The following is a 24,787-nucleotide window of genomic DNA, read 5'->3' as shown; positions in this document are numbered from 1 at the left end:
CCCATGCGCCGACTGCTGCCGTTTCTCCTCACCGTGATCGCGGCACCGGCGCTGGCGGCGACGCCGGAGGAGCGGCTCGCGGCGGCGGGGCACAGCCTTCCCGCCGCGCCGAAGCCCGCGGCGGCTTACGTGACTTCGGTCGAAACCGGGAACCTGCTGTTCCTCTCCGGCCATATCGACTGCATCGGCGGCGGCAAGCGCGGCAAGGTCGGCGCTGACGTGACGCTGGAGGAAGGCCGCGCCGAGGCGGAGCGCGTCGGCCTCTGTATGCTCGCCACGATCAAGGACGCGCTCGGCGGCGATCTCGCGCGCGTGAAGCGCTTCGTGCGCATCCTCGGCATGGTGAACAGCGCGCCGGACTTCGTGCAGCATCCGCAGGTCATCAACGGCTTCTCGGAGCTGATGAAGACCGCGTTCGGCGACAGCGGCCTTGCCGCGCGCTCGGCGGTGGGCGTCGCGTCGCTCCCCGCGGGCTATGCGGTCGAGATCGAAGCCACCATCGAAATCGCGCGCTGACGCGCCGTGCGTATCCTCGGCGCGGTGCTTGCAGGCGGTGAAAGCCGCCGTTTCGGCAGCGACAAGGCTGAAGCCCTGCTGGACGGCAAACGCCTGATCGACCATGCCGCCGCCAGCATCGCGCCCTTCTGCGAAACCGTGGTGATCGTGGGCCGCGAAGGCGGCGTGCCGGATCGTCCCGGCCCCGGCCTCGGCCCGCTCGGCGGCCTGTGCGGCGCGCTCGCCTATGGCGCTGAAAATGGCTTCGATGCGGTGCTGACAACGGCCTGCGACGTGCCGGACCTGCCCGAGGCGTTGCTGTCAACGCTCGTCGCGGCAGCGCCGGCCGTCGTCGCGGACCTGCCGGTCGTCGGCGTGTGGCCGACGACGCTTGCCGAGAGACTTGCCGCCTATCTGGAAAGCGGTGCGCCGCGCGCCATGCGGATATGGCGCGAGGCGGCAGGCGCGACGCTGGTGCCGTGGCCGGACCCGATCCGGAACATCAACCGGCCCGAGGACCTGCCCCTCCCCACGACCCGTCACCCCGGCGAAGGCCGGGGCCCATAAGCCGGTGAAAGGCGCAGAAACGCGCCGGAAGACGACGCAAGCGGATCAGTCGCATGGGCCCCGGCCTTCCCCGGGGTGACGAACGGGAAAGTTGCGCTCGCCCCTGAAAACCCTCAGGCCCCGGGCGGGTCCGCGATCATGGCGGTGAAGCTGGCTTCGGCGGCGAGCTTGCCGTCGATGCTGGCCTTGCCGTTGAACTTGCACACCGTCGCGCGGCGCTGCACGAACTCGACGTCGAGGTTCAGCAGCACGCCGGGCTCCACCGGCTGGCGGAACTTCGCGTTCTCGATCGCCATGAAATAGACGAGCTTGTTCGCGCCCGCCTCGCCCAGCGACTTGATCGCGAGCACGCCCGCGGTCTGCGCGAGCGCCTCGACGATCAGCACGCCCGGCATGATCGGGCGCGCCGGGAAGTGGCCCTGGAAGAACGGCTCGTTGATCGTCACCGCCTTGATGCCGCGTGCGCGTTCGTTCGGCACGAAATCGACCACGCGGTCGACGAGCAGCATGGGAAAACGGTGCGGGAGCAGCGCCATGACTGCTCCCACCTCGATCGCGTCGAAGCCCTCGCCCCCTGACAAGATGCCGTCCGCCTACTTCTTCGGCGCGGGCGTCGCCGGAGCCGCCGGCGGGTTCACGTTGACGCGCGGCAGCGCCGCGTTGAGGCGCGTCATCACCTCGTTCGTCACGTCGAGCGACGCGGCCGTGGCGAGCGTCACGTCGCGGTCGAGCGCGATGCTGGCGCCCTTCTCGCGCATCACGGCGGTGATGATCGGGTTCACGGCCTCGAGGATCTGCTGGCGCACGTACTGCACGGAGCGGCCATAGTCCTGCTCCTTGCCGCGCACCTCGTTCTCGGCCGCGACCTGGCGCTCCTGAAGCTCCTTGGCCTTCGCCTGGAAGGCTTCCTTGGCCATCGACGGCTGCGCCTTCTGCAGGCTCTCGTACTCGCCGCGGAACTGGTCGCCGAGCGTCTTGGCGCGCGCCTGCACGCTTTCGAACTTCGCCTTCAGCTGCGGCTCGGCGCTCTTCGAAGCGGCGGACTCGGCAGCGATGCGGCCCATGTCGACGACGACGATGGGCGGTGCGGCCTGCGCCAGGGCAACGGTCGGAAGCGCCGTGAACGCGAGGGCGCCGGCAATGACGGCGCGGGTGATCATCTTCATCAGAATTGGGTCCCTACGTTGAATTGGAACAGTTTGGTGTCATCGCCTCTCTGCTTGACGAGCGCCTTGGCGATGTCAATGCGGAACGGGCCGAACGGAGAGTTCCAGTTGATGCCGAAACCGACCGCGACGCGCGGCTTCCACGTGTCGCCGAGGTAGAACTCCTTGAAGCCGGGCTGATACACCGGCTCGCCGAATTCGTCGACGCCCGACTGGATCTGCCGGATGTCCTGAAGATCGGTCGACGGGTTGAAGTTGGTGTTCCACAGCGCGCCGACATCGACGAAGACCGACGGCCTCAGGCCCATTTCGGCGGCGCCCGCGCTCAGCGGAATCTGGACCTCGGCGCGGGCCTGATAATAGGTTTCGCCGCCGATCGAATCGTCCTGCATACCCCGGCTGTCGGTCCTCAGCGTGTAGGCGGCGGGATCGCCGGAACCCGTCAGGTCCTCGTAGTACCTGCGGATCACGCGCGGGCCGACGCCGCGGATGTCGAAGCCGCGCATCCGCGGTTCGCCGAGGAAGAAGCGATCGGTGAGGCGGATGTTGTCGCCGCCCCAGCCGAAGATGTAGCCTGCCTCAAGCCCGAGGTTCAGGATGAAACCGCTGCCGAACAGGCGCCAGTACTTGTCGGCGTTGAGGCGCGAGCGCACGTACTGCACGCTGCCGCCGACGCCCGCGATGTCCTGGCTGATCATGAAGCGGTGGCCCGCGCTCGGGCGGATGGCGTTGTTTCGCGTGTCGTAGGCGATCGAGTAGCCGAGCGACGAGGTGGTGCGCTTGCCGACCGCGTCGCAGAGGAAGCGGCCCGCGCGCAGCGGATCGCAGACGCCGTTCGTGTAAAATGTGCTCTCGTCGAGCGAGACGTCGTCGTAGCTGAGGCCGTAGCGGAACGACGCCGACCAGAACTCGGTGATCGGGAAGCCCGTGCGGATCTGGAAGCCGGTGGTCGACTGCTCGTAGGTGGTGTCGCGGTCGCCGTTCCCGAGGAAGCGGAAGCTGTTGTAGTCGCGCCGGAAGATGTCGCCGCCGAGCGCGAGGTTGCGCCCGAACAGGTAAGGCTCGGTGAAGCCGATCTCGGCGGACTGCGAGTACTTGGACCAGTTGACCGAGGCGCGCAGCTCCTGCCCCATGCCGCGGAAGTTGCGCTGCCGGATCGACAGGTTGACGAGGAAGTTCTCGAGGCTCGAATAGCCCGCCGAGACCTGGAGCTCGCCGGTGGCCTGCTCCTCGAGATTGGCCTCGAGGATCACCTTGTCCGGCCCCGAGCCCTGCTTCTGCTGGATTTCGAGGTTTTCCTGGAAGTAGCCGAGGCTCTGGATGCGGTCGCGCGAGCGCTTGACGCGGAAGCTGTTGAAGGCGTCGCCCTCGGCGAGGCGGAACTCGCGGCGGATCACGTGGTCCTTGGTGATCGTGTTGCCGTTGATCTCGACGCGCTCCACGTAAACGCGCGGGGTTTCGTTGATGACGAACGTCACCCCCATCTCGCGCTTTTCCTTGTCGCGGTCGAAGCGGGGGTTGATGTCGGCGAACGCGTAGCCGAGCAGGCCGACCGATTCCGACAGGCTCGTCACCGTGTCCTCGATCTGCTTGGCGTTGTACCAGTCGCCCTGCTTCATCGGAAGCATCCGCTTGAAGTTCTCTTCCTTGATGTCGCGGATCTGGCTTTCGAGGTCGACCTCGCCGAACGTATAGCGCTCGCCCTCGTCGACCACGTAGGTGATGATGAAGTCCTTGCGGTCCGGCGTCAGCTCGGCGACCGACGACACCACGCGGAAATCGGCATAGCCTTCGGTCAGGTAGAACTGGCGCAGCTTCTGCTGGTCGTAGGCCGAGCGGTCGGGATCGTAGGTGTCGTTCGAGGTGAAGAACTTGTACCAGCGCGCCTGCTTGGTCGCCATCTCGCCGCGCAGCTTGCCGTCCGAGAACTTCGTGTTGCCGACGATGTTGATCGCGCGGACCTTGGACTTCGGCCCCTCGTCGATCTCGAACACCACGTCGACGCGGTTCTGGTCGAGCTGCACGATCTTCGGCTCGACGGCGGCGGCGAAGCGCCCTTGCCGGCGGTAGAGCTCGAGGATGCGCGCCACGTCCGCGCGCGCCTTGGAGCGCGTGAAGATCTGGCGCGGCGCCAGCTTGATCTCGTCCTTGAACTTCTCGTCCTTCACGCGCTTGTTGCCTTCAAGCACGATGCGGTTGACGACCGGGTTCTCGCGCACGTCGACGATCAGCTCGCCCTGCCGGTCGCGGATGGTGACGTCGGCGAACAGCTCGGTCGCGTAGAGGTCCTTCAGCGCCCGGTCGAGTCGGTTGCGGTCGTAGCTGTCGCCGACCGACAGGCCCACGTAGGAGCGCACCGTCTCCGGCTCCAGGCGCTCGGCGCCGCGAATGGTGATCGAGCGCACCACGCCGGACTGCTCGGCAACGGCGGCGGCCGGGGCGGCCTCGGGTGCGGCTTCCGCGGGCTGCGCGTCCTGCGCCAGCACGGGCTGCGACAGGCCGAGCGCACTGCCGACAAGCAGCGCGGAAACCCAGTTACGGTGCATGGCAGCCGGCGTCAGCGTCTGTTGGCCCACAAGTTCCCCACTCTCGTTCAAATCTTATGGCCGTATCTCAGCCGATCAGCCCGGCGACATGCTTGAACACGCCGAAAGATGCAAGGTCGTTCCAGGTTACGATCAGCATGAAGGAGATGAGAAGTGCAAAGCCGGTCATGAACGCCCACTCCTGCACGCGCGGCGGAATCGGCTTCCGCCGCACGGCTTCCGCCGCGTAGATCGCGAGATGCCCCCCGTCCAGCATGGGGATGGGGAGCAGGTTGATGAAGCCGAGGTTGATCGAGACGAGCGCCATCAGGTTGACGAAGGCCTCGATGCCCATCGTGCCCGCCTGCCCCGAGACCTCGGCGATCTTGAGCGGCCCGCCGAGTTCCTTCACCGAGCGCCGCCCGGTGACGATCTGCACCAGCCCTTCCACCATCATGCCGGTCGTCTCGACCACGGCCTCCGTGCCGTACCACAGCGATTCCACGGGTCCGCGCCGGATGACGCCCCGCTCGTCGCCGACAAGGCCGATGCGCGGGATCGTGAAGCTCTTGCCGAAGCGGTCCTTCTCCTCGATGAGGTCCGGCGTCAGCACGACGCTGCGCACCGCGCCCTTGCGCTCGAAATCGACCGAGACGGGCGTGCCGGGGTTGATCATCACGACGCCGATGATGTCCTCGAAGCGCTTGATCGCCTTGCCGTCCACCTTGAGGATGCGGTCGCCGGGGGCGAGCCCGGCACGGTCGGCCGCGGACTGCGCGACGATGTTGGACACCACCGGCGACGTATAGCTCTGGCCGTAGACCGCGATGAACGTCGCGAAGATCAGGATCGCCGCCGCGAAGTTCACGACCGGCCCCGCCGCGACGATGATCGCGCGCTGCCACAGCGGCTTGAACGCGAACAGGAACGGCTTTTCCGCCGGGTTGACGCGCGCCGCCTCTGCCGGAAGGCTCGCGGCGTTGGCGTCGCCGGTGAACTTCACATAGCCGCCGAGCGGCAGCCAGCCGACCTTCCAGCGTTCGCCGCGCCGGTTCGTCCAGCCGAAGATCTCGCGTCCGAAGCCGATCGAGAAGCTGTCCACCGCCGTGTTGAACATGCGCCCGGCGAGGTAATGGCCCATCTCGTGGATGAACACGAGCGGGCTGATCATCGCCACGAACATCAGGATCGTGAAGAGCAGCCCGGGGGACGGCAGGATTTCCATCAGTGCGCGCGACCTCTTATGTGCGTCTCGCCGACGCGCCGCGCCTCGCTGTCGCAGGCCAGCACGTCATCGAGCGATTCGACGGCGTGGCCGCCGACGGCTTCCATCGTTTGCTCCACAATCGCGGCAATATCGAGGAAGCCGATCTGGCTTTCCAGAAATGCAGCGACCGCCACTTCATTGGCGGCGTTTAACACCGTGGGAGATGAACCGCCGCTGACGAGCGCCTCGCGCGCCAGCCGGAGCGCCGGGAAGCGGGCGGGATCGGGCGCCTCGAAATCGAGCCGGGCGACCTCCGCGAGGTCGAGCCGCGCGCAGGGCGTCGCCATCCGGTCCGGCCACGACAGCGCGTAGGCGATGGGAATCCGCATGTCGGGCGCGCCGAGCTGCGCCAGCATCGAGCCGTCGACATACTCGACGAAGCTGTGAACCACCGATTGCGGGTGCACAATGACGTCCAGCTGCCTCTCCTCCACCGGGAACAGGTGATACGCCTCTATCAGCTCCAATCCCTTGTTCATCAGCGTGGCGGAATCGACGGAAATCTTGGCGCCCATCGACCAGACCGGGTGCGCCACCGCCTCGGACGGCGTCACGGCGGCCATCTGGGCAAGGCTGCGCGTGCGGAACGGGCCGCCGCTCGCCGTCAGGATGATGCGCGCGACGCGCTCGGGGTTCTCGAAGTCGAAGACCTGGTGGATGGCGTTGTGCTCGGAATCGACCGGCAGCAGGTGCGCCCCGCTCCGCTTCGCCCGCGCGTTCACCAGCTCGCCCGCGCAGACCAGCGTCTCCTTGTTGGCGAAGGCGACGCACGCGCCGCGCTCGACGGCGCGCAGCGTCGGGCGCAGCCCCGCCGCGCCGACGATCGCCGCCATCACGATGTCGCTCGGCACGTCCGCCGCATCGCTGAGCGCCTGCACGCCCGCCGCCGCCTCCACGCCCGAGCCCGCGAGCGCCGCCTTGAGGTCGCCGTAGGCGCCTTCGTCCGCGACGACCGCCATGCGGGCGCCGAGACGCCGCGCCTCCGCGGCGAGGCTGCGGACGTCGCGGTTCGCCGTCAGCACGTCGACGGACCAGCGCTCCGGCGCGCGCGCCACGAGGTCGATCGTCGAGCGGCCGACCGAGCCGGTTGCGCCGAAAATGCTGATCGAGCGCGGCGTCATCGGGCAAGACCGATCGCGACGGCAACGAGCACGCTCACCGGCACGACGCCGTCGAGCCGGTCCATCACGCCGCCATGCCCCGGAAGGATGCTCCCGGAATCCTTGACGCCCGCACGGCGCTTCAGGTGGCTTTCGAAGAAATCCCCGACCTGCGCCGCGACCGCGAGCACCGCGCCGAGCGCCGCCGCGAACGCGGGCTCGATCGCGAGGCCGAACTGGCGCGACAGCAGCCACGCCGTCAGCGCCGCCGCGATCATCGCGCCGCCGAGCCCGGCCCATGTCTTGGACGGGCTGATGCGCGGCGCGATCTTCGGCCCGCCGATGGCGCGGCCCGAGAAATAGGCGGCGATGTCGGTCGCCCAGACGATGGCGAGCGTCCAGATCACGAGCTGCGCCCCGAGCGGCTCGGCGCGCAGCCAGACGAGCGCGATGCCCGGAAGCGCCGCGTAGAGCACGCCCCACGCCGCCGTGCGGGCAAGGAAGAACAGGCTCGCCGCCGTCACGCCGACAAGCAGCAGCGCGTAGGCGAGATAGCCGAGGTGCGTGAACAGCACCGCCCCGGCGAGCGCGAACATGCCCGCGAGGCGGACCGCGCGCCCGATCCGGTGCATCGCGCACCATTCGCCGTAGATGAGCAGGACGACCACGGCGGCGAGCAGCGCGAAGGCGATGCCGCCGAGCCAGACGGCGCCCAATGCAAGCGCGATCAGCGCGATGCCGACGAGGATGCGCGGCAACAGGTCGCCGTAGCGCGACCCCGCTTTCACTGCAGGCTCAGAGCCCGCCATAGCGCCGTTCGCGCGCGCCGAACGCCTCGACGGCGCGGCGCAGCGACTCGCCGTCGAAGTCGGGCCAGTACTGCTCGGTGAACACCAGCTCCGCGTAAGCCGCCTGCCACATCAGGAAGTTCGACAGGCGCTGCTCGCCCGAGGTGCGGATGACGAGGTCGAGCGGCGGCAGGTCGGCGGTGTCGAGGCGCGCGGCGATGGCGTCCGGCGTCACGTCGTCCGGGGCCATGCGCCCGTCGGCGACGTCGCGGCAGAGGCTGCGCACCGCGCGCGCGATCTCGTCCTGCGACCCGTAGTTGAGCGCGATCACCAGCCTGAGGCGCGTGTTGCCCGCCGTGCGCGCCTTCGCGCCTTCGAGCAGCGCGAGAATATCCGGCGACAAGCGGCTGTAATCGCCGATGAAGCTGAGGCGCACGCCGTTCCGGTCCAGTTCCGCGATCTCGCTCAGCAGATACTGCTTGAGCAGGCCCATCAGGTAGCCGACCTCGTCCTCCGGGCGTTTCCAGTTCTCCGAGGAAAAGGCGTAGAGCGTCAGCACCTCGATGCCGAGATCGGGCGCGGCCTCGACGATCTTGCGGACCGCCTCGACGCCCGACTTGTGGCCCGCGATGCGCGGCAGGCGGCGCGCCTTCGCCCAGCGGCCGTTGCCGTCCATGATGATGCCGACATGGCGGGGCCCAGCGGACTCCTGCCCGCTGCCCGCGCGTGCGACTGGCGGAACGGCGGACGATGTCACTGGCCGAGGATTTCCTTTTCCTTGGCGGCGCAGATGGCGTCGACATCGGCAATCGCCTTGTCGGTCAGCTTCTGCACTTCGGTTTCGAGGCGCTTTTCCTCGTCCTTGCCGATCTCGCCCTTCTTCTCGGATACCTTCAGCGCGTCCATGCCGTCGCGGCGGACGTTGCGGACCGCGATCTTCGCCTTCTCGCCGTACTGCGAGGCGAGCTTGGCGAGTTCCTTGCGGCGTTCCTCGGTGAGATCGGGGATCGGCAGGCGCAGCGTCTGGCCGTCGACGATCGGGTTGAGGCCGAGCCCGGCGGCGCGGATCGCCTTTTCGACCGGCTGCACGTTGCTGCGGTCCCAGACCTGCACGGACAGCATCCGGGGCTCGGGCGCCGTCACCGTCGCCACCTGGTTGAGCGGCATGTGCGCGCCGTAGACCTCGACATTGACCGGGTCCAGCAGCGACGTGGAGGCGCGGCCCGTGCGCAGGCCGCCGAGATCGTGCTTCAGCGCGTCCAGCGCGCCGGCCATGCGCCGTTCGATGTCAGCCTTGTTGTAGCTCATGCTCGGTCCCCTCGGGTTCTATCGGTTGCGCACGATCGTGGATACGCCTTCGCCCGCAAGAACCCGCGCGAGATTGCCGTGTTCCCGGATGTTGAAGACGACGATCGGAATGGCGTTCTCGCGGCACAGCGCCACGGCGGAGGCGTCCATCACCTTGAGATTGTCCGCGAGCACCTTGTCGTAACTCAATGAGTCGTAACGTGTCGCGTTCTTGTCCTTCTTCGGATCGGCGTTGTACACGCCGTCGACGCTGGTGCCCTTGAACAGCGCGTCGCACTGCATCTCGGCGGCGCGGAGCGCGGCGGCGGTGTCGGTCGTGAAGAACGGGTTGCCGGTGCCCGCCGCGAAGATGACGATGCGGCCCTTCTCCATGTGCCGCACGGCGCGGCGGCGGATGTAGGGCTCGCAGACGCTCGACATCGGGATCGCGGACTGGACGCGCGTGTCGACGCCCATGCGCTCGAGGCTGTTCTGCACGGCGAGCGCGTTCATCACGGTCGCGAGCATACCCATGTAGTCGGCGCTCGCCCGGTCGAAGCCCTGGTCGGCCGCCGCGAGCCCGCGGAAGATGTTGCCGCCGCCGACGACGAGGCAAAGCTCGAAGCCCGCTTCCTTGGCGATGCGGACCTCGTCGGCGACGCGCGTGACCGTGGCGGTGTCGATGCCGAACGACTGGTCGCCCATCAGCGCCTCGCCCGACAATTTCAGAAGAATGCGCTTGAACGGCTTCGATGACATGCTTTTCGTCGCGCCTCCCGATACGCGGGGCGCACCTTAGTTGGCCGGCGGGGGGCGGACAAGCGCCGCCGCCCCGCTCCCGGCTGAAATATCAGCGACCGACGGCCGCGGCGACCTCGGCCGCGAAATCGGTCTCTTCCTTCTCGATGCCCTCGCCGAGCTGGAAGCGCACGAACTGGGCGATCTTCACCGGCGCGCCGAGGTCCTTGCCGGCCTTGGCGACCACCTCGGAGACCTTGCTCTTGCCGTCGATCACGAAGATCTGGCCGAGCAGCGTCGACTCGCCGAGGAACTTGCGGACGCCGCCTTCCACCATCTTCTCGACGATGTCGGCGGGCTTGCCCGACTGCGCCGCCTTCTCGCGCGCGATCGAACGCTCGCGTTCCACGACCGCCGGGTCGACGCCGGTCTCGTCGAGCGCCAGCGGGTTCGCCGCGGCGATGTGCATGGCGAGCTGCTTGCCCAGCTCCTCGAGCTTGGCCGTGTCCGCCGTCGACTCGAGCGCGACGAGCACGCCGATCTTGCCGAGGCCCGGCGCGGCGGCGTTGTGCACGTAGGACGACACGACGCCCGCGGGCACCGAGACCTGCGCGATGCGGCGCAGCGACTGGTTCTCGCCGATTTTCGCGATATTGTCGGTCAGCGCTTCCGAGACCGGCTTGCCGGCGGCGGTCGCCTGCGCGCCGAGCGCGGCGACGTCCGTGGTGCCGCTCGCGAGCGCGAGGCCGGTCACTTCGCGCACGAAGCCCTGAAAGATGTCGTTCTTGGCGACGAAGTCGGTTTCCGAGTTCACCTCGACCGCCGCGCCCTTGGTGCCGCTGGTGGCGACGCCGACGAGGCCCTCGGCGGCGGTGCGGCCCGCCTTCTTGGCGGCGGTGGCGAGGCCCTTGGCGCGCAGCCAGTCGACCGCGGCCTCGAAATCGCCGTCCGTTTCGGTGAGCGCCTTCTTGGCGTCCATCATGCCGGCGCCGGTCTGCTCGCGCAGGTCCTTGACCAGCTGTGCCGTGATCGCGGCCATGTGCAATTCCCTTCTGTCTTTGAATGAGGCGGGGCGGCTGCCCGTTACGGCGCCGCCCCTTGCCGTTTTGTGACACGCCGCCCGAAAAGCGGCGCGTGGGGCGTCAGGCGGCCACTTCGGCCGGCGGCTCCGCCGACGCGCCGATGTCGGCGCCGAGGTCGCGCTGACGGTTCTGGCTGCCGCCGAGCACCGCGTCCGCGATGGCGTCGCAGTAGAGGCGGATGGCGCGCGAGGCGTCGTCGTTGCCCGGGATCGGGAAGGCGATGCCGCTCGGGTCGCTGTTCGTGTCGAGGATGGCGATCACCGGGATGCCGAGCACGTTGGCTTCCTTGACGGCGAGGTCTTCCTTGTTGGTGTCGATGACGAACATCACGTCCGGCAGGCCGCCCATGTCGCGGATGCCGCCGAGCGAGGCTTCGAACTTGTCGCGCTCGCGCGTCATCTTCAGCACTTCCTTCTTGGTGAGGCCGTGCGTGTCGCCGGCAAGCTGCTCCTCGAGCTGCTTGAACTTGCGGATCGACTGCGAGATCGTCTTCCAGTTGGTGAGCATGCCGCCCAGCCAGCGGTGGTTGACGAAGTGCTGGCGCGAGCGGCGCGCGGCTTCCGCGATCGGCTCCTGCGCCTGCCGCTTGGTGCCGACGAACAGCACCTTGCCGCCGGCCGCGACGGTGGCGCGGACGAACTCCAGCGCGCGCGCGAACTGCGGCACGGACTGCGACAGGTCGATGATGTGCACGCCGTTGCGGTCGCCGAAGATGTAAGGCTTCATCTTCGGGTTCCAACGGTGCGTCTGATGACCAAAGTGGGCGCCGGCTTCCAAAAGCTGCGCCATCGTGACGACGGGTGCCGCCATGTTCGTTTCTCCTTCCGGTTCTACCTCGATGCAGGAGGAAGGCGGCTGGCCACCCACCGGATATGTTCCCGCATCTGTGGAATGGCGCGCCCCTTAACGCCGTGCGCCGCGAAATGCAAGGGCTGTGCGCCGCACGGCGATTGTCCGGGGGACGGAAGCCGTGTATCGCGTATCAGGCGCAAGATCGTCTCGGGAGGACGACATGCTCAAGTCTGCGCTCATTCTCGGTGCGGCCGTGGCGGCCGCGGGTTCGGCGGCCCCCGGCGACGGCAGGGCCGCGCCCGGCGGCGTGTTCGTGCTGTTCAGCGGCGGCGCCCCCACGCTCCAGATCAATATCCACGCGCGCGGCACGGTCTGCCCGTTCGAGACGCCGAAGGCCCCGGCCGCCAGACGCGGCAAGCCGGTGTTCGCCGCCTACTGATCCGATGGCGGCAGGCCATGCGCGGCGAGCGCCGCGTTGTAGTAGCGCGGATCGGCGGTCACTTCCCGCCCCAGCCAGCCGGGCCGGATCACGGCTTCGTCCTCGCGCTCCAGCTCGCACTCCGCGATCACGAGGCCGGAAAACGCGCCTTCGAAAACATCGACCTCCCAGAGCCGCCCGTCCTCGACGACGTCATATCGCCGCTTGGCGAGCAAACGCCCGCTGCGCAGCGCGATCAGCGCCCGCGCGTCCTCCGGCGGTATGTCGTATTCGAACTCGTCGCGGGCGAGGCCGGAGGCGCGGCCCTTGATGGTGAGCCTGCCCAGCGCCTCGTCGATGATGCGGACGCGGACCGAGGCGTGCGCGCCGCGCGCGATATAGGCCTGCGCCATCGCCCGGCTGCGCACGACATTGGCGCGCCAGCCGTCTCCCGCCACCAGGAACTTGCGCTCGATCTCGCGTGCCATCAGATCCTGGCCATCATGCGCTTGCCCGTCACGCGGCGGCGCGCCAGCCGCTCCACGCGCGCTCCCAGCGGCGGAGGCGTGCCTTGCAGGACTCCTCGAACAGCACGGCGCCGAGCTTCAGCGCCTCCTTCTCGAGCCCGTGCCGCCGTTCGGCCGCGGCCTTTTCCAGACGCCGCAGCGTCTTTTCCGGGCGCTCGTGAAGCCGCGCCTCCAGCGCGCAGAGGTCGTGCTGCTCGCCGAGGAGGTTGCCGAGCCGGCCCAGCATCTCGCCGCGCGCGCCGAGGCCGGGGTCGATGTCGTGGAGCAGCCGCACCTGGAAGCCGTGGTCCTTGACGTGCTTGCGCCACTCGTGGAAGGCCTCGATGTCGCCGCCCGCCGCCTCGGCCATCAGCGCCGACGCCTTGCGGCAGGTCCGCCGCAGCCCCTTGCGGAGCGCGCCGAAGCCGTCGCGTTCGAGCGTCCAGTCTCCCACGGCGCTTCTCAGGGCGAGCAGCCGCGCCTCCGTCTCGTCCAGCACCGCGCCGCGCACGCGCTCCGCGGCCGCCTGCGCGTCGGCCTCCAGCTCCGCCCGGAATGCGGCGATCGTCTTGCCGCCGCCCCTGCCGCTCCTGCCCGCTTCGCCCGCAACGCTGTCGAACGTCGCGAGCAGCACCTGCGCCTCGCGCACGTCCGCGAGCCGTCCGGCGAGCGCGCGCAGCGCGGCGTTCGCGTCGGCATGGCCCGGAAAGGCCGCGCGCAGCAGCCGCAGCAGCGCGCGCAGCCGCTTGGTGGCGGTGCGGACGCCGTGGACGCTGCGTTCGAGATCGTCGTCCGCCGTCGCCAGCGCGGCGAGCGCGCCGTCAAGCTGCTCGGCCGCGATCCGCCTGAGCGCCGCCTCGACATCCGCGTCGCCCGACGTGAAACGATAGGCCATAAGTCGATATCGCTCCGCCCTGTTTCAGCAAGCCGCTATAGAGCCTGATCGTTTGGGATGGAAGCGCGACGCTTCCATCCCAAACGTGAATCGGTCTCTCATCAACAGCTTAGGCCGCAATCGGTTCAGGTTGATTCAACTGGAGCCGATTGCGGTCTAAGTGCTTGGCGCACAAAAAAAACGGCGGACGCAAACTCGATGCGTTCCGCCGTCAGTTTCTCGGTGTGGGTCAGCTCAGGCAATCGACCCAGACCGAAAGCTGCGGGGCCTGTCCGTACAGACATCCTCGCGCTGCCGGTCCTGCCGCAGCAAGGCCAATGCCAGAACATCAATCGTTTCGAATCAATCGGTTGCGAGTGACGTCACTTTTGCGGACCTGTGCCGCCTGCCCCGTTCCGGGACAGTCAGCGCAGTCTGCCCGCCGCCGCCCACCAGCCCGGATGCGCGGACGCGATGGCGGCGCGCGCCGCCTCCGCGTCCGCATCGGCTTCGAACAGCGCGAAGCAGGTCGCGCCCGACCCGGACATGCGCGTGAGCGCCGCGCCCGGCCGGGCGGCCAGCGCTTCGAGCACCGCACCGATGGCGGGGCACAACGAAACGGCGGGCGCTTGGAGGTCGTTGCGGGCGCCCTTTGCGGCGGCGAGCGGCGGGCCGCCTGCAAGCGTGCCCCGGTCGATGCCGTCCCACGCGGCGAACACGGGTCCGGTCGCGAGCGGCACGCCCGGATTGACGAGCAACACGGCCTTGCCCCTCAGGTCGTCGTCGGCGAGGCCGCGAAGCTGCTCCCCTGCCCCGTCGCCGCGCTGCGTGCGGCTGCCGACGCAGGCGGGCACGTCCGCGCCGAGCGGTGCGGCGATTGCGCGCAGCGCCGCCTCGTCGGCGCCGATGCCCCAGAAACGGTTCAGCAGCCGCAGCGCCGCCGCCGCGTCCGCCGAGCCGCCGCCGATTCCCGAGGCGACCGGCAGGCGCTTGTCGAGCGCGAGCGCCGCGCCCGCCGCGATGCCACAGGCGCCCGCGAGCGCCCGCGCCGCCCGCATCACGAGGTTGCCCTCGTCCGCCGACAGGCCCGCGCCGAACGGGCCGCAGATCGTGAGCGTGACGTCATCCGCCGCCCGCACGGTGAGCATGTCGCCGAAATCCGCGAACGCGAAGATCGTCTCGATGTCGTGGTAGCCGTCCGCGCGGCGTCGGCGCACGTGGAGCGCGAGGTTGATCTTCGCCCAGCCGGTCTCGGCGGCCGCGTCGCCGGTCACTTCTTCGCCGTATCCTTCGGCGCGAGCTCCCTCAACGCGAGGTCGAGGCCGTAGTCGTACTTCGCCTCCAGCGTCTGGGCGCGCTCGGGCGTCGGCCCGGCGTCGAGCGCGGCCTTCCAGCGGTGGCGGGCCTCGATGCGGCGGCCGACCATCCAGTAGGCGTCGCCGAGGTGCTCGGTGATGACGGGATCGTCGGCGACCGCCGCAACCGCCTGCTCCAGCGTATCGACGGCGGCGGCGTATTCGCCCGCCTGATACTGCGCCCAGCCGAGCGAGTCGGTGATGTAGCCGTCCTCCGGCGCGAGCGCGTGCGCCTTCTCGATGAGGATGCGCGCCTCCGACTTCGAAAGCCCGCGGTCGAGCAGCGCATAGCCGAGGTAGTTGAGCAGCGTCGCGTCGGCGGGTTGCAGCCGGATCGCCTCGCGCAGCGACGCCTCCGCCTCGGGCCACTTGCCGCCCTGTTCCAGCGCCGAGCCTTTCAGGAAATGCAGCCGCCAGACGATGGACGGGTCCGCCGGGCCGAGTGCCAGCGCCTTGTCGTAGGCCGCGGCGGCGTCGAGGAACCGCTTCGCCGATTGCAGCGCGTCGCCGTAGCGCGCGAGGTCCTCGGCGCGCGCGCCCGGCGCGTTCGCGGCGGTCTCCAGAAGCTGCATCGCCTCGGGCTCGCGGTCGAGGCGCGCGAGGATCGCGGCCTCCTGCCCTAGTGCCAGCGCCTTCTCGTCGTCGCTGCCGCGCACCTTGCGGACGGCATCGAGCGCCGCCTCGTAACGCTCCGAAGCGGCGAGAAGCTCGGTGGTCAGCAGCCAGCCCGACGCCTGCTCCGGCGCGAGCATCGTCGCGATGCGCGCCAGCGTGAGCGCGACCGGGATCGGCCGCTCGCGCGAGAGGTCCGCCGCCATGCGCAGCGCGAGCAGCGCGACGCCCTCGCTGGCGCTCGCCGGTATGCCCACGATCGGCGTTCCGGCGGCAAGCGCCGCCTTCGCCGTCTCGACATCGACATGCCCCGCCGACGCGGCCAGCCGCTTCAGCGCCTCTTCGGGCTGCTTTTCGGCCTGGAGCGCGCGCGCCGCGGCGATCCGCATACGGATGTTGCGCCCCCCATCGTCCTTCGAAAGCTCGTCATAGATTTCAGCGGCTTCCGCGTAGCGCTTGGCGCGGAACAGCAGGTGGGCGCGGTGTTCCAGCACGTAGGTGCGGGCGAACCCGTCCAGCGGCTCGGGGTCGAGCGCGCGGATGCCGTCGGCGGTCTTGCCGCGCGCTTCGGCGATCCATGCGTCGATGATCGGCACGATGAAGCTGCCGAAGCCCGCGTCGGTGAGCCGGGCGGTCGCCTCCCGCGCGTCCTTCCACCGCTTGCTCTTGATCGCATCCGCCACGAGCAGCAGCGTGACGCCGCTGTCGAAACGGTCCTGCCGGGCGAGGCGATGGCCGACGCCGACGGCGAGCCGCTCGTCACCCGCCGCGATGGCGAGGTCGAAGGTCTGGCGCAGCAGTTCGGGATCGTCGGGCGCATAGGTGAGCGCACCCGCGAAATAATCGGCCGCGCGCCCAAGCTCGCCGTTCGCCTGCGCGAGGTGGCCCTGCACGTAGCTGCCGTAGTCCGCCTCCTTCACCGGCATCACGGTCGCCTGCGCGGCGGGCGCAACAGGCGCGAACAGCGACGAGGCGAGAAGAACGGCGGCGGCCAGACGCATGGAAAACCTCGCTACATGTTCGGATAGTTGGGGCCGCCGCCGCCTTCCGGCGTCACCCAGTTGATGTTCTGCGTCGGGTCCTTGATGTCGCACGTCTTGCAGTGGACGCAGTTCTGCGCGTTGATCTGGAAGCGCGGATTGCCTTCCTCCAGCCCCACCACTTCATAGACGCCCGCCGGGCAGTAGCGCTGCGCGGGCTCGTCGTAGAGCGGTAGGTTGTACGAGATCGGGATCGACGGGTCTTTCAGTTGCAGGTGGACCGGCTGGTCCTCCTCGTGGTTGGTGTTCGACAGGAACACCGACGACAGGCGGTCGAAGGTCAGCACGCCGTCCGGCTTCGGATAGTCCGGCTTCTTGCAGTGCTCCTTGCGCCAGAGCTGCTCGTTGTCCGGGTGGTGCTTCATCGTGAACGGCAGGCGGATGCCGAAGTGTTCGAGCCACATGCTCGCGCCTGCAAGCACCGTTCCGACGAGGTTGCCGAATTTCTCGACGAGCGGCAGCGTGTTGCGGACGGTGAAGAGTTCCTTCTTCACCCAGCTTTCGTCGTAAGCGGCGGCGTAGGCGGAAAGCTCGTCCTGCGCGCGTCCGGCGGTGACGGCCTCGAACGCGGCGTCCGCCGCCATGATCCCGGTCTTGATCGCCGTGTGCGAGCCCTTGATGCGCGGCACGTTGACGAAGCCCGCCGCGCAGCCGACGAGCGCGCCGCCGGGGAACACCAGCTTCGGCACCGCCTGATAGCCGCCGTCGTTGATCGCGCGCGCACCGTAGGAGACGCGGCGGCCGCCCTCCAGCATCTTCGCGATCGCCGGGTGAGTCTTCCAGCGCTGCATCTCCTCGAACGGCGAGAGGTGCGGGTTCTTGTAGTTGAGCCACGTCACGAAGCCGAGCGCGACCTGCCCGTTCGCCTGGTGGTAGATGAAGCCGCCGCCGTTGGCATCGTCGAGCGGCCAGCCCTGCGTGTGGATGACGGCGCCCTCGTCGTGGTTCTCGGGTCTCACGTCCCACAGTTCCTTGATCCCGATTCCATAGACTTGCGGCTCGCTGTTCGCATCGAGCGCGAACTTTTTCTTGAGCTGCTTGGTCAGATGACCACGCACCCCCTCCGCAAACATCGTATACTTCGCATGAAGCTCCAGCCCCGGCTGGTACGACGGCTTGTGGCTGCCGTCCCGCGCCACGCCGAAGTCGCCGGTCGCGACGCCCTTCACCGCGCCGTTCTCGTCGTAGAGGATCTCCGCCGCCGGGAAGCCGGGGAAGATCTCGACGCCCAGCGCCTCGGCCTGCGCCCCCAGCCAGCGGCACAGGTTGCCGAGGCTGCCCGTGTAGCAGCCGTCGTTGTCCATGAACGGCGGCAGCAGGATGTGCGGGAAATCGAACTTGCGGCTCTTGCCGAGAATCCAGTGGTGGTTCGACGTCACCTCGACCGTCAGCGGGTGCCCGTCCATCTCGCGCCAGTCCGGTAGAAGCTCGTCGAGGCCGCGCGGGTCGATCACCGCGCCCGAAAGGATGTGCGCACCGATCTCCGAGCCCTTCTCGAGCAGGCAGACCGAAATCTCCTGCCCCGCCGCCTGCGCGCGCTGCTTCAGCCGGATCGCCGACGCGAGGCCCGCCGGTCCGCCGCCGACGATGACGACGTCATAGGCCATCGATTCGCGTTCGCTCATGGGTTCCTTCCCTTTCCCCCGTTTGCAACTCTAGCCGTGCGCCTTATTGCAGACGACACAATAATGGTTTTGGCGGGTTTGATAGGTTGCAAGGCCCGCCTTGGCCAGAGCGGATCGAACGGTTGAGGAACCATCGTGCTGGACGGCGACGAACGCGACGAACTCATTGCCACGCTCGGCTGGTGGGTCGAGGCGGGCGTGGACACGCTCGTCGAGGCCGCGCCGCGCGACTGGCGCGCCCCGCCGCCGCGTGCCGCCGTGCGCGCCATCCCCGCATCCGCGCCGGAACCGGAACTGGTGCTGCGCACGGCCACGGCGGGCCCGCCTTCGACCGTCACGGCGGCGACGATCCCCGAGCTTCGCCACGCGGTCGAGGTTTTCGAGGGCTGCCCCTTGCGCACCTCGGGCGTCAGCACCGTGTTCGCGGACGGCAACCCGGAAGCCAGGCTGATGCTGATCGGCGAGGCGCCCGGCGCGCAGGAGGACCGCATGGGCCTTCCCTTCGTGGGACCCGCGGGCAAGCTGCTCGACCGGATGCTTGCGGCGATCGGCCGCAACCGGACGAACGCCTATATCACCAACGTCACCTTCTGGCGCCCGCCCGGCAACCGCACGCCGACCCCGGCGGAGGTGGAGACGACCATGCCGTTCGTGCGCCGCCACATCGCGCTCGTGCGCCCCAAGGTGATCGTCGCGCTCGGCGCCTGCGCGGCGCGCGCGCTGACGGGCGACGTCACCGGTATCATGCGGCTGCGCGGCCAGTGGCGCACGATTTCCGTGGAAGGCACGGATTTCCCCATCCTGCCGACGCTGCACCCCGCGTTCCTGCTGCGCCAGCCGGACGCGAAGCGCCTCGCGTGGGCCGATCTCCTCGCCGTGAAAGCCAAGCTCGATGCCGATTGACGAAAGCCTGCCCTTCCTCCCTGTCCGCATCGCCGTGCTCACCGTCTCCGATACGCGCAGCCTCGCCGACGACCGCTCCGGCAGTACGCTCGTCGAGCGTCTGGAGGGCGCGGGGCATATCCTCGCGGCGCGCGCAATCGTGAAGGACGACGTCGGCACCATTGTCGAACAGCTCGCGGCGTGGATCGACGACCCGACGGTCGACTGCATCATCACCACCGGCGGCACCGGCGTCACGGGCCGCGACGTCACACCCGAAGCGCTCGCCGAGGTGTGCGAGAAGGAACTCCCCGGCTTCGGCGAGCTGTTCCGCTGGCTCAGCTTCCAGTCGATCGGCACGTCCACCGTGCAGTCGCGCGCCACCGCAGGCGTCGCGCGCGGCACCTACATCTTTGCCCTTCCGGGCTCCACCAGCGCCGTGAAAGACGGCTGGGACGGCATCCTCGCCACCCAGCTCGACAACCGCCACCGCCCCTGCAACTTCGTCGACCTCATGCCGAGGCTACGGGAGCGCTAGTCGCTCTTCACCGCCGCAAGCTCATGGCCTTCGAGGTCCACGAAGTGGAAGCGGCGGCCGCCCGGAAACGGGAAGATGTCGAGGCTGATCGTGCCACCTGCGGCGACCACGGCCGCCCGCGCCGCCTCCAGGTCCTCGACCTCGATCACAGGCAGCACGTGCGCGGTCACGTGCTCGCCCGTGGCGTTGAAGCCGATGTCCGTGTCGCCCGTCACCGTCGCGGCGTAGTCCGGGCCGAAATCGGTGATCCGGAAGCCGAAGGCGTCCGCGTAGAAGCGCTTGGCTTTCGCGATGTCGCGGGTCGGCAGTTCCACATAGTTGAAGCGCGCCATGACCGTCCCTCTCATTGTTCTTGATTTGTTCTTAACGGCGGCGCATGATTTGTCAATGTCGAGACGCGTCAACGCCGCGCGCGGCGCCACCATCAACGCCATCAGCACCCGCTTCGACGACCTCGCGCGCGAAGCGGACGGCGACTGGCTGGATTCGCTTGCCGAAGACGACCTGCCGCCGCTCCGCACCGAGATCAGCTACGAAAACCCGCGCACCGCGATCACGCGCAACACCTCGCCCGACCTGCCCTTCGACCGCTCGATCAACGCCTATCGCGGCTGCGAGCACGGCTGCGTCTATTGCTTCGCTCGGCCGACGCACGCCTATCTCGGCCTGTCGCCGGGCCTCGACTTCGAGCGCAGGCTGACGGTGAAGAGGAACATCCCTGAACTCCTTCGGAAAGAACTGGAAAAGCCGCGCTACCAATGCCGCCCGATGGCGCTCGGCACCAACACGGACCCCTACCAGCCCGTGGAAGGGAAATACCGTACCACGCGGAAAATCCTCGAAATCCTGTCCGAGACCAACCACCCGGTGATGATCACCACCAAGTCCGCGCGCGTGGTGCGCGACATCGACATCCTCGCCCCGATGGCGGCGCGCGGGCTCGCCGCGGTGATGGTGTCCGTCACCACGCTCGACCCCGAGACCGCGAAGACGCTGGAGCCCCGCGCGACGGCCCCGCACCGGCGCATCGCGGCGGTGAAGGCGCTCGCCGAGGCACGCGTGCCCGTCTCCGTGTCGCTGGCGCCGCTCATCCCGGCGATCAACGATCACGAGATCGAGGCGATCCTCCAAGCTGCTGCGAAGGCGGGCGCGGACATGGCCTCGATGATCCTCATCCGCCTGCCGCACGAGGTCTCGCCGATCTTCCGCGCATGGCTGGACGCGAACATGCCGGACCGCGCCGCGCGCGTGATGGCGCATATCCGCGAGATGCGCGGCGGCAAGGACAACGAGGGCAGCTTCCACATGCGCTTCAGGCCGCAGGGCGCCTATGCCGCAACGATCCGCGCCCGCTTTCAGGCCGGGTGCCGCCGCTTCGGCCTCACCCGCCGCGACGTTCCGCTCCGCACCGACCTGTTCAGCCCGCGCGGGCAGCAGCTTTCCTTGTTCTAGGCGGCCGCCTCCGCGTCCGGGAACCGATAGTCCTTGAACTGCTGGCGCAGCGTCAGCTTCTGGATCTTGCCCGTCGCCGTGTGGGGGATTTCGTCCACGAAGACGACGTCGTTCGGCATCCACCACTTGGCGACGCGGCCTTCGAGATGGTCGAGCAGGTCCTGCTTGGTCGGCTTCGCGCCCGCCTTGGGCACGATGATCAGCAGCGGCCGCTCGTCCCATTTCGGGTGCGGCAGGCCGATCACCGCCGCCTCGGCGACGGCGGCGTGGCCGACGGCCTCGTTCTCCAGTTCGATCGAGCTGATCCATTCGCCGCCGGACTTGATGACGTCCTTGGCGCGGTCGGTGATCTGCATGTATCCGGAGGGGTCGATCGTGGCGACGTCGCCCGTGTCGAACCAGCCGTCGGCGTCGAGCACATGGCCGCCATCGCCTGCATAATATTCGCGCACGATCCACGGGCCCCGCACCATCAGGTGGCCGAACGCCTTGCCGTCGCGCGGCATCTCGTTGCCGTCGTCGTCGACGATCTTCATCTCGACGCCGAAGATCGAGCGGCCCTGCTTGGTCTGGATGTCGAACTGCTCTTCCTGCGGCTTTTCGAGCGCCTCGGCGGACAGCGAGCCGAGCGTGCCGAGCGGCGACATCTCGGTCATGCCCCACGCGTGACAGACGGTGACGTCGTACTTCTGCTTGAAGTCGACGATCATCGAGCGCGGCACGGCCGAGCCGCCGATGACGACGCGCTTCAGCTCGCCGAGCCCCTCGCCGGTCTTTTCGAGGTGCTGGAGCATCGCCAGCCACACGGTGGGCACGGCGGCGGTGAGCGTCACCTTCTCGCGCAGGATGAGGCCGTGCAGCGTCGGCGCATCGAAATGCGCACCGCCCAACACCAGCTTCGCGCCCGCCGCGGCGGCGGCGTAGGGCACGCCCCACGCGTTCGCATGGTACATCGGCACCACCGGCAGGATCGACGTCGCCGAGGTGAGGCCGAGCGCATCCGCCGAGCTTGCGCCGAGCGTGTGCAGCACGTTGGAACGGTGCGTGTAGAGCACGCCCTTGGGATTGCCGGTCGTCCCCGAGGTGTAGCAGAGCCCGGCGGGCGTGAGTTCGTCCACGTTCGCCCATTCGAAGTCGCCGTCGCTTGCCGCGATCAGGTCCTCGTAGGCGAGGAGGCCCGGGATGCTCGTCTCGGGCAGATGCTCGCGCCCGGTCATCAGCACGTAGTGCTCGACCGAGTTGAGCTTCGGCGCGATGCGCTCGACGAGCGGCACGAAGCTGAGGTCGAAGAACAGCACGCGGTCGGCGGCGTGGTTGATGATGTAGACGATCTGTTCCTCGAACAGGCGCGGGTTCACCGTGTGCGCGACCGCGCCCATGCCCGAGATGCCGTACCAGCATTCGACGTGGCGCTGCGTGTTCCACGCGAGCGTCGCCGCGCGGTCGCCGATCCGGATGCCGAGGCGGCTCAGCGCCTGCGCGATCTTCAGCGAGCGTCCGCGCACCTCCCGCCAGTTCGAGCGCGCTTCGCCGCCTTCCACCAGCGCCGTGACGATCTCGCGCGAGCCGTGATTGAGCGCCGCATGGTCGATGAGTTTCCAGACCAGCAGCGGCCAGTCCTGCATTCCGCCTAACATGATGACTCCTCCCAAAGAGCGCCCGGAGGCTAGCCGCACCCCCGCTGCCGATCAATCCGGTGCGGGCCTCGCGGGCTCTTGACAAGGCTGGAACAAATATGGAACAAGCGAACATGAGAAGAACAAAAGGGGTTCAAACATGGCCTTCATGCTCTCTGCCGCGCTTTCAAGCCTGTTGTTTTTCGTGAGCCTTGCCATCGTCGCCTGGATGTTCGCGGACGCGCGCGCCGCCATTGCGCGGGCGCTTCGCGGCGAGATCGAGGCCGTGATTACCGAGCGTCTGGTGACGGCTGTCGAGCCGCTGCCGCGTCCGTGTCCGGCTCCGCTGCGGCATCGGGAATGGCAGCCGCTGCCGCTTGCCGCCTGACCTTGCGGTACGAGAGGATCGCCATCGGGATCGTGGCGGCGTAGACTACCGAGATCAGCGAGAGCGTCATGTACGGCGCGGAAAGCAGCGCGCCCGCGAACAGCGCCACGCCGACGAGCGCCATGATCCGGTATTCGGGGCGGATGCGCACCGATTTCCACGAGTAGGTCGGCAGGTTCGAGACCATCAGGAACGCGACCGTGCCGACGACGACGGCGGTCGCCGCGGTGCCGACCTCCGAGTAGTGCGCGAAGCGGGTCGGCTCCAGCCAGTAGTAGAGGAACATCGGGCTCAGCGTCAGCCCCGCCCCCACCGGCGCGGGAATGCCCGTGAGGAAGCCGTGCTGCTTGTGCGGCTGGTCGGTGACGTCGAGGTTGGCGTTGAAGCGCGCCAGACGGAGCGCGCAGCACACGGCATGGGCGAGCGCGACGATCCAGCCCGCGCCGGGAAGCTGCTCCAGCGTCCACAGGTAGATGACGAGCGCGGGCGCGACGCCGAAGGCGGTGACGTCGGACAGCGAATCGAGTTCGGCGCCGAAGCGGCTCGCACCCTTCAGCAGCCGCGCGACACGGCCGTCGATGCCGTCGAGGACGCCCGCCACGACGATCGCGAGGATCGCGCGGTCGAAGTCTCCGGCGATGGCGAGGCGTACAGAGGTGAGCCCGGCGCAGAGCGCGGCGACGGTGATCGCGTTCGGGATCAGCACCCGAATCGGGATGACCCGTTTCAGCCTGCGCGGCGGCTCGTGGTCGACCTTCACTGCCGAATGCCGCGCAGCCGTTCGCCGAAGGCGCCGGGGCGGCCGATCACGGTTTCACCGGCGACGGCGCGCTGGCCGACCGCGACGGCGGGAACGGTGCCCGCGGGCAGGTATACGTCGACGCGGCTGCCGAAGCGGATGAGACCGACGCGCTGGCCCGCCGACACGCTCTCGCCGGGGTTCACGAACTTGATGATCCGCCGCGCGACGAGGCCGGCGATCTGCGTGAAGCCGATGCGGCGCCCGTCCGCGCCTTCAACGACGAAATACTGCCGCTCGTTGTCCTCGCTCGCCTTGTCCAGCTCGGCGTTCAGGAACTTGCCGGGCACATAGACGATGTCGCGGATCGTGCCCGCGATCGGGGAGCGGTTCACATGGACATCGAACACGCTCATGAAAATCGAGACGCGCGTGAAGGTTCCCTCGCCGATGCCGCGTTCGCTGCCGGCGATCTCGCGCGGCGCAGGAACCTCCATGATCTGCGACACGAGCCCGTCGGCGGGCGAGACGACGAGCCCCGCCCCCTCGGGCGTGACGCGCGCCGGATCGCGGAAGAAGGCGAACGTCCAGATGGTGAGCCCCGCCGAGATCCAGCCGAGGATGTCCCAGTCGATGACGAACCAGAAGAACCCGGTCAGGATCGCCGCAAGAACCACGAACTTGTTGCCGTCCGGGTGAATCGATGGCGGAAACTTGTAGGTCGCCGCCGCTTCGGCAGGCACGGGCGCAGCCGGCGCGGGCGTCGGGACAGTGGTCGCTTCGGGCGGCGTCTCGGGCGGCGTCACTGGCGGCTCGGGGGGTGTTGTGTCGTTCATGCGCGTATCTTTAGCCCCTGCGTGCGGGCGATGACAACGCGCAGCTTGCGAGAAAGAGGGCAGAGCGCGCCTTTGCCGCCCCCGCGCCTGTTGATCTTG

General features: G+C 68.7%; 26 protein-coding genes. 6 read left to right on the top strand and 20 right to left on the bottom strand.

Annotated elements, in window-relative coordinates; translation table 11 throughout:
• The first annotated feature begins 3 nt into the window (after window positions 1-3).
• Window positions 4-516 carry a RidA family protein gene (locus PE061_RS15970; RefSeq protein WP_271256224.1) on the top strand — a complete coding sequence of 171 codons (513 nt, stop codon included), beginning with the start codon at window positions 4-6 and terminating at the stop codon, window positions 514-516.
• Between the two features lie 6 nt (window positions 517-522).
• Window positions 523-1,062 (top strand): molybdenum cofactor guanylyltransferase, encoded by a 540-nt coding sequence (gene mobA, locus PE061_RS15965; protein WP_271256223.1) that lies wholly within the window; start codon window positions 523-525, stop codon window positions 1,060-1,062.
• A 113-nt stretch (window positions 1,063-1,175) separates the two neighbouring features.
• On the opposite strand, the gene fabZ is transcribed toward mobA, so the two are convergent.
• From fabZ to rpsB, 11 genes are all read right to left on the bottom strand, one after another.
• A complete protein-coding gene (gene fabZ, locus PE061_RS15960; protein ID WP_271256222.1) occupies window positions 1,176-1,643 on the bottom strand; it encodes a 3-hydroxyacyl-ACP dehydratase FabZ in 468 nt (155 codons plus the stop codon).
• A 12-nt stretch (window positions 1,644-1,655) separates the two neighbouring features.
• Complete coding sequence (locus PE061_RS15955) at window positions 1,656-2,228, bottom strand: OmpH family outer membrane protein (RefSeq protein ID WP_271256221.1); 573 nt, start codon at window positions 2,226-2,228, stop codon at window positions 1,656-1,658.
• Window positions 2,228-4,789 carry an outer membrane protein assembly factor BamA gene (bamA, locus tag PE061_RS15950; protein ID WP_420794403.1) on the bottom strand — a complete coding sequence of 854 codons (2,562 nt, stop codon included), beginning with the start codon at window positions 4,787-4,789 and terminating at the stop codon, window positions 2,228-2,230. The genes PE061_RS15955 and bamA overlap by 1 nt, the downstream gene beginning before the upstream one ends.
• A gap of 52 nt (window positions 4,790-4,841) precedes the next feature.
• Window positions 4,842-5,972: an RIP metalloprotease RseP gene (gene rseP / locus PE061_RS15945; RefSeq protein ID WP_271259226.1), complete on the bottom strand. Its 1,131-nt coding sequence runs from the start codon at window positions 5,970-5,972 to the stop codon at window positions 4,842-4,844.
• A gap of 5 nt (window positions 5,973-5,977) precedes the next feature.
• Complete coding sequence (locus tag PE061_RS15940; RefSeq protein ID WP_271256219.1) at window positions 5,978-7,141, bottom strand: 1-deoxy-D-xylulose-5-phosphate reductoisomerase; 1,164 nt, start codon at window positions 7,139-7,141, stop codon at window positions 5,978-5,980.
• Window positions 7,138-7,908, bottom strand: a complete 771-nt coding sequence (locus PE061_RS15935) for a phosphatidate cytidylyltransferase (protein WP_336297001.1) — start codon at window positions 7,906-7,908, stop codon at window positions 7,138-7,140. Before PE061_RS15935 ends, PE061_RS15940 begins: the two co-directional genes overlap by 4 nt.
• 7 nt (window positions 7,909-7,915) lie before the next feature.
• A complete protein-coding gene (locus PE061_RS15930; RefSeq protein WP_271259225.1) occupies window positions 7,916-8,584 on the bottom strand; it encodes an isoprenyl transferase in 669 nt (222 codons plus the stop codon).
• A gap of 77 nt (window positions 8,585-8,661) precedes the next feature.
• On the bottom strand, window positions 8,662-9,216 hold the full coding sequence (frr, locus tag PE061_RS15925) for a ribosome recycling factor (RefSeq protein ID WP_271256217.1): 555 nt from the start codon (window positions 9,214-9,216) through the stop codon (window positions 8,662-8,664).
• An 18-nt stretch (window positions 9,217-9,234) separates the two neighbouring features.
• Window positions 9,235-9,954 (bottom strand): UMP kinase, encoded by a 720-nt coding sequence (pyrH, locus tag PE061_RS15920; protein ID WP_271256216.1) that lies wholly within the window; start codon window positions 9,952-9,954, stop codon window positions 9,235-9,237.
• Window positions 9,955-10,045: 91 nt separating this feature from the next.
• A complete protein-coding gene (gene tsf, locus PE061_RS15915) occupies window positions 10,046-10,972 on the bottom strand; it encodes a translation elongation factor Ts (protein WP_271256215.1) in 927 nt (308 codons plus the stop codon).
• Window positions 10,973-11,075: 103 nt separating this feature from the next.
• Complete coding sequence (gene rpsB / locus PE061_RS15910; RefSeq protein WP_271256214.1) at window positions 11,076-11,825, bottom strand: 30S ribosomal protein S2; 750 nt, start codon at window positions 11,823-11,825, stop codon at window positions 11,076-11,078.
• Window positions 11,826-12,027: 202 nt separating this feature from the next.
• Between rpsB and PE061_RS15905 the strand changes: the two genes are divergently transcribed.
• Entirely contained in the window at window positions 12,028-12,246 is a 219-nt protein-coding gene (locus PE061_RS15905) for a hypothetical protein (protein WP_271256213.1), read from the top strand.
• Here PE061_RS15905 and PE061_RS15900 read toward each other — a convergent pair.
• The 5 genes from PE061_RS15900 to PE061_RS15880 form a co-directional block, all read right to left on the bottom strand.
• On the bottom strand, window positions 12,240-12,713 hold the full coding sequence (locus PE061_RS15900; protein WP_271256212.1) for a CYTH domain-containing protein: 474 nt from the start codon (window positions 12,711-12,713) through the stop codon (window positions 12,240-12,242). The two genes, PE061_RS15905 and PE061_RS15900, sit on opposite strands and share 7 nt — an antisense overlap.
• Before the next feature lie 28 nt (window positions 12,714-12,741).
• Window positions 12,742-13,626: a CHAD domain-containing protein gene (locus tag PE061_RS15895; RefSeq protein WP_271256211.1), complete on the bottom strand. Its 885-nt coding sequence runs from the start codon at window positions 13,624-13,626 to the stop codon at window positions 12,742-12,744.
• Window positions 13,627-14,030: 404 nt separating this feature from the next.
• Complete coding sequence (locus tag PE061_RS15890; RefSeq protein WP_271256210.1) at window positions 14,031-14,879, bottom strand: 4-(cytidine 5'-diphospho)-2-C-methyl-D-erythritol kinase; 849 nt, start codon at window positions 14,877-14,879, stop codon at window positions 14,031-14,033.
• Complete coding sequence (locus PE061_RS15885; RefSeq protein WP_271256209.1) at window positions 14,876-16,573, bottom strand: tetratricopeptide repeat protein; 1,698 nt, start codon at window positions 16,571-16,573, stop codon at window positions 14,876-14,878. Before PE061_RS15885 ends, PE061_RS15890 begins: the two co-directional genes overlap by 4 nt.
• Window positions 16,574-16,584: 11 nt before the next feature.
• On the bottom strand, window positions 16,585-18,237 hold the full coding sequence (locus PE061_RS15880) for an electron transfer flavoprotein-ubiquinone oxidoreductase (RefSeq protein ID WP_271256208.1): 1,653 nt from the start codon (window positions 18,235-18,237) through the stop codon (window positions 16,585-16,587).
• A gap of 135 nt (window positions 18,238-18,372) precedes the next feature.
• On the opposite strand from PE061_RS15880, the gene PE061_RS15875 reads away from it, so the two are divergent.
• Together PE061_RS15875 and moaB are read left to right on the top strand one after the other, a co-directional pair.
• Window positions 18,373-19,140, top strand: a complete 768-nt coding sequence (locus PE061_RS15875; protein WP_271256207.1) for a uracil-DNA glycosylase — start codon at window positions 18,373-18,375, stop codon at window positions 19,138-19,140.
• Entirely contained in the window at window positions 19,130-19,657 is a 528-nt protein-coding gene (gene moaB, locus PE061_RS15870) for a molybdenum cofactor biosynthesis protein B (protein WP_271256206.1), read from the top strand. The genes PE061_RS15875 and moaB overlap by 11 nt, the downstream gene beginning before the upstream one ends.
• Here the strand turns inward: moaB and PE061_RS15865 are convergent.
• Window positions 19,654-19,989, bottom strand: a complete 336-nt coding sequence (locus PE061_RS15865; protein ID WP_271256205.1) for a VOC family protein — start codon at window positions 19,987-19,989, stop codon at window positions 19,654-19,656. The genes moaB and PE061_RS15865 overlap by 4 nt on opposite strands.
• A gap of 55 nt (window positions 19,990-20,044) precedes the next feature.
• Here PE061_RS15865 and PE061_RS15860 point away from each other — a divergent pair, with 55 nt between their 5' ends.
• Entirely contained in the window at window positions 20,045-21,109 is a 1,065-nt protein-coding gene (locus tag PE061_RS15860; RefSeq protein ID WP_271256204.1) for a PA0069 family radical SAM protein, read from the top strand.
• Here PE061_RS15860 and PE061_RS15855 read toward each other — a convergent pair.
• The 3 genes from PE061_RS15855 to PE061_RS15845 form a co-directional block, all read right to left on the bottom strand.
• Window positions 21,106-22,746, bottom strand: coding sequence for a long-chain-fatty-acid--CoA ligase (locus PE061_RS15855; protein WP_271256203.1), 1,641 nt, complete (start codon window positions 22,744-22,746; stop codon window positions 21,106-21,108). The genes PE061_RS15860 and PE061_RS15855 overlap by 4 nt on opposite strands.
• A 269-nt stretch (window positions 22,747-23,015) precedes the next feature.
• Window positions 23,016-23,873, bottom strand: a complete 858-nt coding sequence (locus tag PE061_RS15850) for a CDP-alcohol phosphatidyltransferase family protein (RefSeq protein ID WP_271256202.1) — start codon at window positions 23,871-23,873, stop codon at window positions 23,016-23,018.
• Complete coding sequence (locus tag PE061_RS15845; RefSeq protein ID WP_271256201.1) at window positions 23,870-24,688, bottom strand: phosphatidylserine decarboxylase; 819 nt, start codon at window positions 24,686-24,688, stop codon at window positions 23,870-23,872. The genes PE061_RS15850 and PE061_RS15845 overlap by 4 nt, the downstream gene beginning before the upstream one ends.
• Window positions 24,689-24,787: the final 99 nt, after the last annotated feature.

The sequence above is a fragment of the Sphingosinicella microcystinivorans genome, from assembly GCF_027941835.1.
Lineage (GTDB): Bacteria > Pseudomonadota > Alphaproteobacteria > Sphingomonadales > Sphingomonadaceae > Sphingosinicella.
Note: the sequence above shows the minus strand (reverse complement) of the source record. Positions and strands in the feature narration are given on the sequence as shown.

Excerpts from the sequence above, each read along its gene's own strand:
- tsf (WP_271256215.1), bottom strand. The coding sequence starts at position 10,972 with ATGGCCGCGATCACGGCACAGCTGGTCAAGGACCTGCGCGAGCAGACC.
- PE061_RS15860 (WP_271256204.1), top strand. The coding sequence starts at position 20,045 with ATGTCGAGACGCGTCAACGCCGCGCGCGGCGCCACCATCAACGCCATC.
- PE061_RS15880 (WP_271256208.1), bottom strand. The coding sequence starts at position 18,237 with ATGAGCGAACGCGAATCGATGGCCTATGACGTCGTCATCGTCGGCGGC.
- PE061_RS15970 (WP_271256224.1), top strand. The coding sequence starts at position 4 with ATGCGCCGACTGCTGCCGTTTCTCCTCACCGTGATCGCGGCACCGGCG.
- frr (WP_271256217.1), bottom strand. The coding sequence starts at position 9,216 with ATGAGCTACAACAAGGCTGACATCGAACGGCGCATGGCCGGCGCGCTG.
- moaB (WP_271256206.1), top strand. The coding sequence starts at position 19,130 with ATGCCGATTGACGAAAGCCTGCCCTTCCTCCCTGTCCGCATCGCCGTG.
- PE061_RS15930 (WP_271259225.1), bottom strand. The coding sequence starts at position 8,584 with ATGGACGGCAACGGCCGCTGGGCGAAGGCGCGCCGCCTGCCGCGCATC.
- PE061_RS15900 (WP_271256212.1), bottom strand. The coding sequence starts at position 12,713 with ATGGCACGCGAGATCGAGCGCAAGTTCCTGGTGGCGGGAGACGGCTGG.
- PE061_RS15845 (WP_271256201.1), bottom strand. The coding sequence starts at position 24,688 with ATGAACGACACAACACCCCCCGAGCCGCCAGTGACGCCGCCCGAGACG.
- PE061_RS15955 (WP_271256221.1), bottom strand. The coding sequence starts at position 2,228 with ATGAAGATGATCACCCGCGCCGTCATTGCCGGCGCCCTCGCGTTCACG.
- PE061_RS15895 (WP_271256211.1), bottom strand. The coding sequence starts at position 13,626 with ATGGCCTATCGTTTCACGTCGGGCGACGCGGATGTCGAGGCGGCGCTC.
- rpsB (WP_271256214.1), bottom strand. The coding sequence starts at position 11,825 with ATGGCGGCACCCGTCGTCACGATGGCGCAGCTTTTGGAAGCCGGCGCC.
- PE061_RS15905 (WP_271256213.1), top strand. The coding sequence starts at position 12,028 with ATGCTCAAGTCTGCGCTCATTCTCGGTGCGGCCGTGGCGGCCGCGGGT.
- PE061_RS15855 (WP_271256203.1), bottom strand. The coding sequence starts at position 22,746 with ATGTTAGGCGGAATGCAGGACTGGCCGCTGCTGGTCTGGAAACTCATC.
- PE061_RS15940 (WP_271256219.1), bottom strand. The coding sequence starts at position 7,141 with ATGACGCCGCGCTCGATCAGCATTTTCGGCGCAACCGGCTCGGTCGGC.
- pyrH (WP_271256216.1), bottom strand. The coding sequence starts at position 9,954 with ATGTCATCGAAGCCGTTCAAGCGCATTCTTCTGAAATTGTCGGGCGAG.
- PE061_RS15865 (WP_271256205.1), bottom strand. The coding sequence starts at position 19,989 with ATGGCGCGCTTCAACTATGTGGAACTGCCGACCCGCGACATCGCGAAA.
- PE061_RS15885 (WP_271256209.1), bottom strand. The coding sequence starts at position 16,573 with ATGCGTCTGGCCGCCGCCGTTCTTCTCGCCTCGTCGCTGTTCGCGCCT.